The sequence below is a fragment of the Enterobacter cloacae complex sp. P1B genome, assembly GCF_014982345.1.
Taxonomy (GTDB): Bacteria; Pseudomonadota; Gammaproteobacteria; order Enterobacterales; family Enterobacteriaceae; genus Enterobacter; species Enterobacter bugandensis.
In genome coordinates this window covers 829,278-842,142 of record NZ_JADCLF010000013.1, presented here as the reverse complement: position 1 = coordinate 842,142, position 12,865 = coordinate 829,278, and the positions used below count along the sequence as shown (strand labels likewise).

The window sequence follows — 12,865 nt, the reverse complement described above, 5'->3', positions numbered from 1 at the left end:
TTTCTCAGAGTCCAGCTATCAGGAGAATCAGGTGAAAGAGACTACCGCCTGGGTTGCCCCTATTGAATCCCTTCCCGTTAGCCTTAAGCCCATTGCCGTGATGCAGAAAAAGCATTTTGGCGTCGTGCTGAATCCCACGCGCTGGTGGGGACGCATGCCGCGTCTGTTCTGGCTGGTGGCGTTGTTCGTCGGTTTTCTGGAGCGTCGTCGCGCGCGACTGACGCCCGTGCTTCGTTCGCTGCTCATGACGCGGGTGTCCCAGCTCTGCCACTGCGCTTTCTGTATTGATGCCAACAGCCTGCGGCTGGCCGGGCGCTGCGGAGCGCTGGAAAAGGTGCAGGCCGTGAGCGACTGGCGGGATTCCGCCTTGTTCACGGAGCAGGAGCGCGCGGCGCTGGCCTACGCCGAGGCGGTGACCGCCACGCCGCCCCGGGCGGATGAGGCCATCAGAGCGGCACTGAAGGACCACTTTACGGATGACGCCATCACCGAAATGACGGCGCTCATTGCTTTTCAGAACCTCTCGGCCCGCTTTAACGCCGCGCTGGATATTCCGGCGCAGGGGCTTTGCGCCACCTTTAACGAGACGCCCGATGCTTGATCGCCACCTCCATCCACGAATCAAACCCGTCCTGAATCGTCTGGTCTCCGTGCTGGACCGACCGGGAATAACGCCCGACGGATTAACCCTTGTCGGGTTTGCCATCGGCGTGCTGGCGCTGCCGTTTCTGGCCCTTGGCTGGTACCTGGCGGCGCTGGCTGCCATTCTCCTGAACCGCCTGCTGGATGGTCTGGACGGGGCGCTGGCGCGCCGCAGAGGGTTGTCCGATGCGGGGGGATTCCTCGATATCGCGCTCGATTTTCTGTTCTATGCCCTGGTGCCGTTTGGCTTTGCGCTCTCAGCACCGGCGGAAAATGCCCTGGCCGCCGCCTGGCTGCTATTTGCGTTTATCGGGACCGGCAGCAGTTTTCTGGCGTTTGCGGCGCTGGCCGCGAAGCACGACATCGACAACCCCGGCTATGCGCACAAGTCGTTTTATTACATCGGCGGGTTAACGGAAGGGACGGAGACCATCGCGCTGTTTGTGCTGTGCTGCCTCTTCCCGGCGCACTTTACGCTTTTCGCGTGGGTATTTGGCGCGCTGTGCTGGCTGACCACCACAACGCGCATCTGGAGCGGCTACGTGACGCTGAAGTCACTTAACGCTTAGAACGCGCTTTCTGGCCCGCGCTCACCGGTAGTCACCGGGTTCTGCGGGTGACTGCTCCATTCGTACCAGCCGCCGTCATAGACGGCGATATTCTTCCAGCCCATCGCCCGGGCGTACATAAAGGTTTCGGACGCCCGCCAGCCGGTGCCGCAGTAAAACGCGACGTGCTGTTCCGGCAGAATATTCCAGCGCTTCCACTGGGCGGCGATGTCGTCAGCGCTGCGCATGGTGCCATCCGGGTTATGGAAATCCTCCATGTGGGTGGCATCGCTGCCCGCGTGACCCCAGCGGGCACCGGCAATTTCACCTTTTGGCTTGATGTAGCTGTAGCCGCTGGTTTCGCCGGTGAACTCCGGCCACGAGCGAATGCTGACCAGGGAGGCATCCTGACGGTGCAGCATGCCGCGCGCCTGTTCCATATCCACCATCAGCTGCGGCTGGCCGGGGATCGGCGCGCCAAAATCGGGGGCGGGCGTCACTTTGCCGGGCGTGCCGCGTTCAACCGGCAGGCCTGCATCTGACCACGCCTTCCAGCCGCCATCGAGAATACGCACATCCTTCACGCCCGCGTACAGCATTATCTGCGCCACGCGCGCGGCGGCGTAGACGTCGCGGCCATACAAGATGACGGTGGTGTCGTGGCGGATCCCGTGCTTTGCCAGCACCGCTTTTAGCCTGTCGTCGGCGACTTTATTCCACAGCGGCTCGCTTTCCACCTCGTTGGTGTCGATGTAGCCCGCGCCGGGAATGTGGTTCAGCAGGTAAAACTTCGGTGCGCCCCACGCGGCTTCGATCACTTTCCAGTCGCCCGCCGGTGCGGCGATCGCGGGCTTACCCTGCTGGAGCCGGTGGATCCACTGCGGGTAAACCAGCTGTTCAAAGTGGGGCAGGCGCTGAAGGCGGTCGGGCGTCTGCAGAGCATCGCTGAGCAGCGAAACGTGGTGGTAACCCGCTTTCTCCAGACGGGCTTTCACCGCCTGGTTATCGTTCTCGTCGCCGTACAGCGCGATGGCCGTCGCAGGGGTAAGCTGATGCTGTTTTGCCCAAAGTGCAATCTGCTCGTCGCTCATGGCGCTAAGCCAGGCGGCAGCAAGGTTGAGCGCAGCGGGTTCGTGCCCGGAAGGACCGCTGAGGGTCTGAGGCCAGCCGTTATAGAAGGCGCTGGGGCGGGTGTCGATTGCCGCGCCGTGCTGCGCCTGAAGCTGAGACAGCGTGATTGCGTTGGGCATATCAGCCGCCAGCGAGGAAAAAGAGGCGAGGCCGCAGAGCAGGGCCAGCGCGGTCAGTTGAGAAACACGTTTCATCGAATAACCTGACGTCAGTAAAAGAGGGGGGCATTGTCGTCTCTCCCGAAACGGAAAACATTGCGTTAGCACATTATTGCCAGCGAGAAATCTCAATCAGCTCGCCGCCGGGTGGAATATCGTCCTCATCGTGCGTGACCAGCACCGCCGGGATATGGCGCGCGCGGATGGCGTCAAATACCCATGCCCGAAACGAGGCCCGTAACGCTTTATCGAGGCGGCTGAACGGTTCATCCAGCAGCAGCGCCTGCGGCTCCGCGAGCAGGGCCCGCAGCAGGCTGACCCGGGCGCGCTCCCCCCCGGAAAGGGTGGCCGGATCGCTGGCGTAATAACCGCTCAGCCCGGCAGAATCCAGCGCCTGCTCGACCGCTTCCCGACGCGCGCGCCCGGCGATCCGCTCAGGCAGCGCCAGCAGCAAATTTTGCCCGACGCTGAACTGATCGAACAGCAGCGCATCCTGAAAGAGAATGCCCAGCCCGCGGGACTCCACGGGAAGCGCGTCGCAGCGACGCGCGTCGAGCCACAGTTCGCCCCGCGCCTGGAAATCGTCTGACAGCGCGCCGACCATCCAGGAAAAAAGGGTCGATTTGCCGCTGCCGGACGGCCCCATCAGAGTGACGATCTGCCCGCGGGGCGCGCAAAAACTGACCTCGCGGAAAAGCGGTTCGATGGTGAGATTTTTTACCTTCAGCATTAACGTAACCCTTGTCGGTAGTGGCCCGCGAGCCGGGATAGCAGGGCGGCAGCACCAAACACCGAGCCCGTGACCAGCAGTAATCCCAGCGCCCGGTTAGCGAGAATCGGGATGCTGCCTCCGCTGCTGAGCGCCACGGTTTCGGTGGTCAGCGTGGCGAAACGCCCCGCGCCCAGCCACAGCGTCGGCATATATTGCGCCATGCTGACGGAAAAACCGGTGGCAAAGGCCAGCAGCGCTGGGCGCACCAGCAGGGGGCATTTCAGCAGTAAGAATATTTTTGCCCGTCGCCAGCCGAGCGTTCTGGCGGTGAGAATCAGCCGGGGATCGATCCGGCGCCAGGCGGGGTGCAGCACCAGCAGCATCCACGGCAATACCCACAGGAGGTGGCTCCAGAGCACGGCGGCGTAGTGCCCGTCGATGCCCAGGTGCAACGCAATCGCATACTGGCCGGTGACGAGCGGGAGGGCCGGAAGGGCGAGCGGTAGCCACACCCACAGCGCGCCGCGCTGCGGGCCCCACTCCAGCCAGAGTAACCCGACGACCAGGCCGATCAGGCTTGAAAGCAGGCCGAAGGAAAGGCTGGTTCCCACCGGGCCAGCGTCATCCCGTTGTGCCAGCATCAGCAGTACCGCGGCGCACAGGACGCCGCACGCGGGCAGGAACCCGCCCAGTGCCCGCTCAGGCAGGACCCGCTGCGACCGGGGGCGCGTTCCGGTGAGGTCCGAAAGCGTACGACGCCATGCCTTCCACAGGCCGTATCCCAGGGCGGCAAGCGCGGCCAGCAGCAGAAGGAGAAGCAGGCACAGCAGCGTCCCTTTTGCCTGCTGCTGCGCGTCGCCCTGGCTCAGCCACTGCCAGGCCAGCACGGCCAGGGTAGGCGGGTTGCCGGGCCCGAGAACGATCGCCACGTCCACAACCGACAGCGACCACGCCAGCACCGCCAGCATCACTGACCCGAGAACGGGCGCGACAGCCGGCAGGATCAGCCAGCTGAGCGTCTGAAAACGCCCGTAGCCCAACGTCTGAAGGACGATCTTCTGCTGCGCGAGCCGTTTCTCCGGCAGCACGGCGTAAATTGCCCACAGCACAAACGCGCTCTCTTTAACCGCGAGCGTCAGGCCCAGCCCGACGCCGTAGCGGTCAAACGGCGGCGAACAGACGGTACAGACCTGATAAAACAGACCGCCCTCGGCAAACAGCAGCAACGCGCCGGTAGCGAACGCCACATGGGGGATCGCCAGCAGCCACGGCAGGCGGGTTGTGAGGCGTCGCCAGCGTTTACCGGGCCAGACAAGGCTGACGAGGAGAAGGGCAATCAGCAATGCCCCCAGCGTGGCGATGAGCGTAGAGACCAGCGTGGCGACGGCCGCCTGAGGCAGCTGCGGATCGTTCAGCAGCCGCTGCCAGTTTGTCACCGAAAACGCCGGGGCCAGCAGCATGGCGCCGGCGGGCAGAAGCGGCAGATAAATTACCGCCATCGCCAGCCAGACGAGGCCGCTCAGCGGGTGCCGTAACGACGCAGCCATTCCTGCTCCAGCGCGTTCACCCAGGCGGACTGCGGCTCTGCAAGCACCTTCGGCAGCCCCTGCGGCGTATGGACCAGCAGCTGTCTGGCTTCACCTTCGGGCAGCGTTTTCGCATCCAGCACGCTCGGATCGCCCCAGATGGCCGGGTCAGCTTTACGGATCTGCGCCTGCGGTGACAGCAGGAAATTGGCGACCACTTTCGCGCCCGCGCTCGCGCTGGCGTTGGCCGGAATCGCCACAAAATGGACGTTGCCAATCGTTCCGCCGTGGAAACCAAAGCTGTAGCTGTCGGCGGGCAGTTCGCCGCTCGCCACTTTTTGCTGCGCATGCGCGGGGTTAAAGGTCAGCGACAGGTTCAGGCTGCCGCTGGCAAGCAGGGCATCCATCCGTGCAGGAGAAGGGGGAAAATCTTTCCCTTCGCGCCACAGCAGCGGGTGGAGTTTGTCCAGATAATCCCAGAGCGGGGCCGTCACCTGGGCAAAAGTGCTATCGGGGGCCTTTTGCAGCGCGTCCGGATGCGCGGTCAGCGTCAGCAGCAGCTGCTCAAGAAATGCCGTGCCGGTAAAATCGGGCGGGCGAGGATAGCTGATTTTACCGGGGTGCTGCTGCGCGTAAGCCAGCAGCGCCTGTGGATCTGCCAGCGGGGTCGACATGCTGGGTTTGCGGGCGATAAAGGTCAGCTGCGCGCCGCCCCACGGCGATTCCGCCCCGTCGGTTGGGACGGCAAAATCTTGCGTAACCGGTTTGCGGGTATCGACATAGCGCCAGTTGGGCAACGTCTGCGCCCATCCGGTCTGCAGCAGGTTTGCCTCTTTCAGCGTGCGGAAATTTTCGCCGTTAACCCACAGCAGGTCGACGGAGCCGTTGGCCTTACGCCCTGCGGCGGCTTCGGTCTGAATACGTTTTACCGCGTCTGCGGCATCCGCCAGCGGGACGATTTTAAGGGTAATGGCATAGTGCGTTTGCATCTCGCCGCTGACCCACTCCAGATAGCGGTTGACCGCCGGATCGCCGCCCCAGGCGTTAAACCAGACGGTCTGGCCTTTGGCCTGTTGCTGAATAGCCTGCCAGCCGTCGGCGGCATACAGAGGGGCCGCCAGCAGCAGCCCGGTGAGAAACGTGCAAAAACGCACACGGCGCATAATGCCTCACTTTTTTGCAGATGGGAGATAGCGGGAAAACAGCCGGCGGGTGACCAGCGGTAATAACCCCAGTAGTGTAAAGGCAATGACCATGCCCGGCGACATAATATCGCGTGGGGAGGTCACTTTTCCCAGCTCGCGCCCGGCGTTCAGAAAGACAATCGTGGCGGGCAGCATGGCAATCTGGCTGACCCACCAGTAGCGAAATACCCCAATGCGGGTCAGCCCCATCAGTAAATTCACCAGAAAAAACGGGAACAGCGGCATCAGGCGCAGGGCAAAAAGAGAGTTCGCGCCGTCGCGCGCCATGCCGGAATTCACAGTATCCATCTGCCGGGCAAACCGCCGTTGCACCCAGTCGCGTAAAAGATAGCGGCTGGCGAGCATGGCCAGCGTGGCCCCAAGCGTGGAGGCAAAGGAGACCAGCACGGTGCCTTCCCACAGGCTGAACAACGCTCCGGCCAGCAGGGTCAGGATCGCCGCGCCGGGTATCGAGAGGGCGGAGACCACGACATAGATAGCAAAAAAGATCAGCGCGCTGCGCAGCGGCGCGTGGTCGACATGAGCGAGTAACGCCTGCTGGTGAGTTTTAATCCCTTCCAGGGAGAGGGTGCCCGGGGGAAGCATGACAAACGACATGATAAATGCGCCCAGAAGGGCGCACAGGAGGAGTGTTTTTGGAATGTTCACGCGTTATTAAAGCTTGAATGTCGCCCACACCGGCGCGTGGTCAGACGGTTTTTCCATGCTGCGGATGTCGTAGTCGATACCGGTTTCGATGCAGCGCTCGGCCAGCGGCGAACTGGCCAGCAGAAGGTCGATACGCAGGCCGCGGTTGTCGTCAAAGCCTTTGGAGCGGTAGTCGAACCAGGAGAAGCGATCCTGCGTTTCCGGGTTGGCATTGCGGAACGTATCCACCAGGCCCCAGCCCAGCAGGCGCTCCATCCACTCACGTTCTTCCGGCAGGAAGGAGCATTTGCCGGTGCGCAGCCAGCGCTTGCGGTTTTCTTCGCCGATGCCGATATCCAGATCCGTCGGGCTGATGTTCATATCGCCCATGATCAGCACCGGATTCTCTTTTTTCAGTTCGGTCGTCAGATAGTTCTGCAGATCCTGATAAAACTTCGCTTTGGCCGGGAATTTTGTCTCGTGATCGCGGCTCTCACCCTGCGGGAAATAACCGTTAATGACCGTAATATTCCCGAGCGCGGAAGGCACTTCCGCCATGATGATGCGGCGCTGGGCTTCTTCACCGTCGCCGGGGAAGCCGCGGCGCACGGAAACCGGCGTGTCTTTTGTGAGCAGCGCGACGCCATAGTGACCTTTCTGACCGTGGTAAAAGACGTTGTAGCCGAGTTTCGCCACATCTTCGAGGGGGAACATGTCGTCGTGAACCTTGGTCTCCTGCAGGCCGATCACATCTGGCTGATGTTGCTCAACAATGGCTTCTAGCTGATGAGGGCGGGCGCGCAGGCCGTTGATATTAAAAGAGACAAATTTCATAGTCGCTGCCAGTGCAAGGTGAATAGTGCATGGATGGTAGCAGAATTTGCGTCAACTGTTACCGGGTTCGACCAATAACTGCGACAGATATTGCCGGTGGTGCAATATTTGCACCATTCTGACGCGCTTCGCCCTCAAACAGGGCGTAAAGGGCCGATAAATTTCGCGAGCGATCACAATTCCAGAATTATATTTGGCCTGTGCATACTCTTTCTGATTTTCATGCGGCAAAGCGCCGCTTGTCGTAAAAATATTCACTTTTTATGCACTAACAGTGAATAACTCCATATTGTAACCTATTGATATTCTGTTACCTCACCCCGTTTATGCATTTTTATCGCTGGCTGGCACGAAGGCTGCAATCTACATTCACAGTGCAAACACTCAATTATTTAACATTCAAATAACTTTTTATTTACCGGATGAGGTCGCTATGTCTCTGTCAATTACGCGTGAAAATTTCGATGAATGGATGATGCCGGTTTACGCTCCGGCGGCTTTTATTCCGGTTCGCGGGGAAGGCTCACGCCTGTGGGATCAGCAGGGTAAAGAGTATATCGACTTTGCCGGGGGGATTGCGGTGAATGCGCTGGGTCATGCCCATCCGGCGCTGCGTCAGGCGCTGAATGACCAGGCGGCGAAGTTCTGGCATACCGGTAACGGCTTTACCAACGAGCCCGCACTGCGCCTGGCGAAAAAGCTGATTGACGCGACCTTCGCCGAAAAAGTCTTTTTCTGTAACTCCGGCGCGGAGGCCAACGAAGCGGCGCTGAAGCTGGCGCGCAAATATGCCCACGACAAGTTTGGGACGCACAAGAGCGGGATTGTGGCGTTTAAAAATGCGTTCCACGGGCGCACGCTCTTTACCGTGAGCGCGGGTGGCCAGCCTTCTTATTCGCAGGATTTCGCTCCGCTGCCGCCGGATATCCGCCACGGCATTTATAACGATCTTCAGTCCGCCAGCGAGCTGATTAACGACACCACCTGCGCGGTGATTGTCGAACCGATGCAGGGCGAGGGCGGCGTGCTTCCGGCGCAAAAGGCATTCCTGCAGGGGCTGCGCGAGCTGTGCGATCGTCATGATGCGGTCCTGATTTTCGACGAAGTGCAGACCGGCGTGGGCCGCACCGGCGAGCTGTATGCCTATATGCACTACGGCGTGACGCCGGACGTTCTCTCTACCGCCAAAGCGCTGGGCGGCGGCTTCCCGATTGGCGCGACGCTGACCACCGATAAATTCGCCAGCGTGATGACCGTGGGCACCCACGGCACCACCTACGGCGGTAACCCGCTGGCCACCGCCGTCGCCGGACAGGTGCTCGACATCATTAACACCCCTGAGGTGCTGAAGGGCGTTAAGCAGCGTCACGAGTGGTTCGTTGAGCGCCTGAACGCCATTAACGGCAAGCTTGGCCTGTTTAAAGAAATTCGCGGCCTGGGGCTGTTGATCGGCTGCGAGCTCACGGCTGAGTTTGCCGGAAAAGCGAAGCTTATTTCACAGGAAGCGGCAAAAGCGGGCGTGATGGTGCTGATTGCCGGTGCCAACGTGGTGCGTTTTGCCCCTGCGCTGATTGTCAGCGAGGAAGAGGTGCAAACCGGTCTGGATCGTTTTGCGCTGGCGTGTGAGAAGGTGAAATCCGGGGTGTCATCATGATGGTCATCCGTCCCGTTGAGCGCGGCGATATTGCCGGGCTCATGCAGCTTGCCGGTAAGACGGGAGGCGGGCTGACCTCGCTTCCTGCCGATGAAAAAACGCTGTCGGCGCGCATTGAGCGCGCCCTGCAAACCTGGCAGGGGACGTTGCCAAAAAGCGAACAGGGTTACGTGTTCGTGCTGGAAGACACCGACACGGGGAGCGTGGCCGGGATCTGCGCCATTGAAGTGGCCGTCGGGCTTAACGACCCGTGGTACAACTACCGCGTCGGCACCATGGTTCACGCCTCGAAAGAGCTAAACGTCTATAACGCGCTGCCCACGCTGTTTCTCTGCAATGACCACACGGGCGCCAGCGAGCTCTGCACGCTGTTCCTCGACCCGGCGTGGCGCAAAGAGGGCAACGGCTATCTACTCTCCAAATCGCGCTTTATGTTTATGGCCGCTTTCCGCGATCGCTTTAACGAAAAAGTGGTGGCAGAGATGCGCGGCGTGATCGACGACAAAGGCTACTCGCCCTTCTGGGAGAGCCTGGGCGAGCGCTTCTTCTCGATGGAGTTCAGCCGGGCGGACTATCTCTGCGGCACCGGCCAGAAAGCGTTTATCGCGGAGCTGATGCCTAAACATCCTATCTATACCCATTTCTTAACGCCGGAAGCGCAGGCGGTAATTGGCGAAGTGCATCCGCAAACCGCGCCTGCCCGCGCGGTGCTGGAGAAAGAGGGCTTCCGCTACCGTAACTATGTCGACATCTTTGACGGCGGGCCAACGCTTGAGTGCGATATCGACCGCGTGCGCGCCATCCGTAAAAGCCGCCTGGTTGAGGTATCCGAAGGCCAGCCCGCGCCGGGTGACTGGCCGGCATGCCTGGTGGCGAACGAAAATTACGCCAACTTCCGCGCCATGCTGGTGCGGAGCAACCCGAAATGTGAACGTCTGGTGCTGACGGCTGCAGAGCTGGATGCCCTGAAATGTAACGCCGGCGATACGGTTCGCCTGGTGCGTCTCTGCCCTGAGGAGAAAACAGCATGACATTATGGATTAACGGTGACTGGGTAACGGGCGAAGGCGAACAGCGCGTAAAAACCAATCCAGTTGGAAAAGAGGTGCTGTGGAAGGGAAATGACGCCAGCGTCGCGCAGGTCGAGCAGGCCTGCCGTTCCGCACGACACGCGTTTCCCGCGTGGGCAAAACGGCCATTCGCCGAGCGCCAGGCGCTTATTGAAAAATTTGCCGGACTGCTGGAGGCCAACAAGGCCGAGCTGACGCGCATCATCGCGTCCGAAACCAGCAAACCGCGATGGGAAGCGGCGACCGAAGTGACGGCGATGATCAATAAAATCGCTATTTCGATTAAGGCGTACCACACCCGCACCGGCGAGCAGCATACCGAGATGCCGGACGGCGCGGCCACGCTGCGCCACCGTCCGCACGGCGTGCTGGCGGTGTTTGGCCCGTATAACTTCCCCGGGCATCTGCCGAATGGTCACATTGTGCCCGCGCTGCTGGCGGGCAATACCGTCATCTTCAAACCGAGCGAGCTTACGCCGTTAACCGGCGAGGCGGTGGTGAAGCTGTGGGAGCAGGCCGGGCTGCCGCCGGGCGTGCTGAACCTCGTGCAGGGCGGGAGGGAAACCGGTCAGGCGCTGAGCGCGCTGAGCGATGTCGATGGCCTGCTGTTTACCGGCAGCGCCGGAACGGGCTATCAGCTGCACCGCCAACTGGCGGGGCAGCCGGAGAAAATTCTGGCGCTGGAGATGGGCGGCAACAACCCGCTGATTGTCGAAGATCCCGACGATATCGACGCTGCGGTGCACCTGACGATCCAGTCCGCCTTTATTACCGCCGGACAGCGCTGCACCTGCGCCCGCCGCCTGCTGGTCAAGCGCGGCGCGCAGGGGGATGCCTTCCTGAAGCGTCTGGTAGAGGTGAGCGCGCGGCTGGTGCCTGCCGCGTGGGATGCCGATCCGCAGCCGTTTATCGGCGGGCTGATCTCCGAACAGGCCGCGCTGAACGTGCTCAACGCCTGGCAGGGCCACGTTGCGCGCGGGGCGAAAACCCTGCTGGAGCCGAAGCAGGTTCAGCCGGGTACCTCGCTGCTGACGCCGGGCATCGTTGAGATGAGCGGTGCGAGCAGCGTGCCGGATGAAGAGGTGTTTGGCCCGCTGCTGTGCGTCTGGCGTTACGACGATTTTGATACGGCCATTGCGATGGCGAATAACACCCGCTACGGCCTGTCGAGCGGGCTGATATCGCCGCATCGCGAGAAGTTTGAACAACTGCTGCTGGAAGCGCGTGCCGGGATCGTGAACTGGAATAAACCGCTGACCGGGGCGGCGAGCACCGCGCCGTTCGGCGGCGTGGGCGCCTCGGGCAACCATCGCGCCAGCGCCTGGTATGCCGCCGATTACTGCGCGTGGCCGATGGCGAGTCTGGAAACCCCGGCGCTGACGCTGCCGGCGACGCTTAATCCGGGGCTCGATTTTACGAAGGGAGAAGGCCATGAAAGCGCGTGAAGTCAACTTTGACGGGCTGGTGGGGCTGACGCACCACTATGCCGGTCTCTCCTTTGGTAATGAAGCCTCGACGAAGCACCGCTTTCAGGTCTCCAACCCGAAGCTGGCGGCGAAGCAGGGGCTGCTAAAAATGAAGGCGCTGGCGGATGCCGGCTTCCCGCAGGCGGTGATCCCGCCGCAGGAACGCCCTAACGTGGCGGTGCTGCGCCAGCTGGGATTTAGCGGTACGGACGAGCAGGTCGTCGAAAAAGCGGGTACGCAGACGCCGCATTTGCTCTCTGCGGCAAGCTCTGCCTCTTCAATGTGGGTGGCAAACGCGGCCACCGTCGCGCCGTCAGCCGATACGCTGGATGGTAAAGTCCATCTGACGGTGGCGAACCTGAATAATAAGTTTCATCGCGCCACCGAAGCGGACACCACCGAGCGCGTGCTGCGCGCTATTTTCAAGCATGACGCCCATTTTGAGATCCATCAGGCCCTGCCGCAGGTGGCGATGTTTGGCGACGAAGGCGCGGCCAACCATAACCGGCTGGGTGGCGATTACGGCGATCCCGCCGTGCAGCTGTTTATCTACGGGCGGGAAGAGGGTGGCCACGCCGCGCCAACCCGTTATCCAGCGCGTCAGACGCTCGCGGCCAGCCAGGCGGTTGCGCGCCTGAACCAGGTCAATCCTTCCCAGGTGATTTTTGCCCAGCAGAACCCGCACGTGATCGACCAGGGCGTGTTCCATAACGACGTGATTGCCGTGTCCAACCGCCAGGTGCTGTTCTGTCATGAGCAGGCCTTTGCCCATCAGGATAAGCTGCTCGCCACGCTGCACGAACGCGTGCCCGGTTTTATGCCGATCCAGGTGCCAACGCAGGCGGTCAGCGTGCAGGACGCGGTCGAAACCTATCTGTTCAACAGCCAACTGCTGAGCCGCGATGACGGTAGCATGATGCTGGTGCTGCCGCAGGAGTCCCGGGATCATCGGGGCGTGTGGCGCTACCTCACCGAACTGGTGAAAGCCGATAACCCGATTGACGAGCTGCGCGTGTTTGACCTGCGCGAAAGCATGGCTAACGGCGGTGGCCCCGCCTGTCTGCGCCTGCGGGTCGTGTTAACGCCAAATGAAATACAGGCCGTTAACCCGGCAGTCATGATGAATGAGACGCTCTTTAACGCCCTGAACGACTGGGTGGACCGCTACTATCGCGACCGGTTAACGCAGGCCGATCTGGTTGACCCGCAGCTGCTGCGCGAAGGGCGCGAGGCGCTGGACGCATTATCGTCAATCCTGCAGCTGGGCTCGGTTTACCCGTTCCAGCGCTAAA

General features: G+C 61.5%; 12 protein-coding genes. 6 read left to right on the top strand and 6 right to left on the bottom strand.

What is annotated here, in order from left to right; translation table 11 throughout:
* Nucleotides 1-31: 31 nt before the first annotated feature.
* Both INF77_RS16865 and INF77_RS16860 read left to right on the top strand, forming a co-directional pair.
* Entirely contained in the window at nt 32-601 is a 570-nt protein-coding gene (locus INF77_RS16865; RefSeq protein WP_193532593.1) for a carboxymuconolactone decarboxylase family protein, read from the top strand.
* Nucleotides 594-1,211 (top strand): CDP-alcohol phosphatidyltransferase family protein, encoded by a 618-nt coding sequence (locus tag INF77_RS16860; RefSeq protein WP_193532592.1) that lies wholly within the window; start codon nt 594-596, stop codon nt 1,209-1,211. Before INF77_RS16865 ends, INF77_RS16860 begins: the two co-directional genes overlap by 8 nt.
* On the opposite strand, the gene INF77_RS16855 is transcribed toward INF77_RS16860, so the two are convergent.
* The 6 genes from INF77_RS16855 to xthA all read right to left on the bottom strand — a co-directional run bounded on the left by INF77_RS16855 (nt 1,208) and on the right by xthA (nt 7,383).
* The gene (locus INF77_RS16855) at nt 1,208-2,515 is read right to left on the bottom strand and encodes a sulfurtransferase (RefSeq protein WP_150146234.1); all 1,308 of its coding nucleotides are present in this window, start codon (nt 2,513-2,515) and stop codon (nt 1,208-1,210) included. The two genes, INF77_RS16860 and INF77_RS16855, sit on opposite strands and share 4 nt — an antisense overlap.
* A gap of 73 nt (nt 2,516-2,588) precedes the next feature.
* Nucleotides 2,589-3,209, bottom strand: coding sequence for an ATP-binding cassette domain-containing protein (locus INF77_RS16850; protein WP_193532591.1), 621 nt, complete (start codon nt 3,207-3,209; stop codon nt 2,589-2,591).
* Nucleotides 3,209-4,738 (bottom strand): thiamine ABC transporter permease, encoded by a 1,530-nt coding sequence (locus INF77_RS16845; protein ID WP_193532590.1) that lies wholly within the window; start codon nt 4,736-4,738, stop codon nt 3,209-3,211. Before INF77_RS16845 ends, INF77_RS16850 begins: the two co-directional genes overlap by 1 nt.
* Nucleotides 4,711-5,871, bottom strand: a complete 1,161-nt coding sequence (locus INF77_RS16840; RefSeq protein WP_370529644.1) for an ABC transporter substrate-binding protein — start codon at nt 5,869-5,871, stop codon at nt 4,711-4,713. The genes INF77_RS16845 and INF77_RS16840 overlap by 28 nt, the downstream gene beginning before the upstream one ends.
* A gap of 15 nt (nt 5,872-5,886) precedes the next feature.
* Nucleotides 5,887-6,570 (bottom strand): TVP38/TMEM64 family protein, encoded by a 684-nt coding sequence (locus INF77_RS16835; RefSeq protein WP_193532588.1) that lies wholly within the window; start codon nt 6,568-6,570, stop codon nt 5,887-5,889.
* Between the two features lie 6 nt (nt 6,571-6,576).
* Nucleotides 6,577-7,383: an exodeoxyribonuclease III gene (gene xthA / locus INF77_RS16830; protein WP_193532587.1), complete on the bottom strand. Its 807-nt coding sequence runs from the start codon at nt 7,381-7,383 to the stop codon at nt 6,577-6,579.
* A gap of 433 nt (nt 7,384-7,816) precedes the next feature.
* On the opposite strand from xthA, the gene INF77_RS16825 reads away from it, so the two are divergent.
* The 4 genes from INF77_RS16825 to astB are packed head-to-tail and all read left to right on the top strand — an operon-like array spanning nt 7,817 to nt 12,864.
* Nucleotides 7,817-9,037, top strand: a complete 1,221-nt coding sequence (locus INF77_RS16825) for an aspartate aminotransferase family protein (RefSeq protein WP_028012790.1) — start codon at nt 7,817-7,819, stop codon at nt 9,035-9,037.
* Nucleotides 9,034-10,068: an arginine N-succinyltransferase gene (gene astA / locus INF77_RS16820; RefSeq protein WP_136486089.1), complete on the top strand. Its 1,035-nt coding sequence runs from the start codon at nt 9,034-9,036 to the stop codon at nt 10,066-10,068. The genes INF77_RS16825 and astA overlap by 4 nt, the downstream gene beginning before the upstream one ends.
* Complete coding sequence (astD, locus tag INF77_RS16815) at nt 10,065-11,552, top strand: succinylglutamate-semialdehyde dehydrogenase (RefSeq protein WP_193532586.1); 1,488 nt, start codon at nt 10,065-10,067, stop codon at nt 11,550-11,552. The genes astA and astD overlap by 4 nt, the downstream gene beginning before the upstream one ends.
* Entirely contained in the window at nt 11,539-12,864 is a 1,326-nt protein-coding gene (gene astB / locus INF77_RS16810) for an N-succinylarginine dihydrolase (protein WP_047368346.1), read from the top strand. Before astD ends, astB begins: the two co-directional genes overlap by 14 nt.
* The last annotated feature ends 1 nt before the right edge of the window (nt 12,865 follow it).

Excerpts from the sequence above, each read along its gene's own strand:
- INF77_RS16860 (WP_193532592.1), top strand. The coding sequence starts at position 594 with ATGCTTGATCGCCACCTCCATCCACGAATCAAACCCGTCCTGAATCGT.
- INF77_RS16855 (WP_150146234.1), bottom strand. The coding sequence starts at position 2,515 with ATGAAACGTGTTTCTCAACTGACCGCGCTGGCCCTGCTCTGCGGCCTC.
- INF77_RS16850 (WP_193532591.1), bottom strand. The coding sequence starts at position 3,209 with ATGCTGAAGGTAAAAAATCTCACCATCGAACCGCTTTTCCGCGAGGTC.
- INF77_RS16845 (WP_193532590.1), bottom strand. The coding sequence starts at position 4,738 with ATGGCTGCGTCGTTACGGCACCCGCTGAGCGGCCTCGTCTGGCTGGCG.
- xthA (WP_193532587.1), bottom strand. The coding sequence starts at position 7,383 with ATGAAATTTGTCTCTTTTAATATCAACGGCCTGCGCGCCCGCCCTCAT.
- INF77_RS16825 (WP_028012790.1), top strand. The coding sequence starts at position 7,817 with ATGTCTCTGTCAATTACGCGTGAAAATTTCGATGAATGGATGATGCCG.
- astA (WP_136486089.1), top strand. The coding sequence starts at position 9,034 with ATGATGGTCATCCGTCCCGTTGAGCGCGGCGATATTGCCGGGCTCATG.
- astD (WP_193532586.1), top strand. The coding sequence starts at position 10,065 with ATGACATTATGGATTAACGGTGACTGGGTAACGGGCGAAGGCGAACAG.
- astB (WP_047368346.1), top strand. The coding sequence starts at position 11,539 with ATGAAAGCGCGTGAAGTCAACTTTGACGGGCTGGTGGGGCTGACGCAC.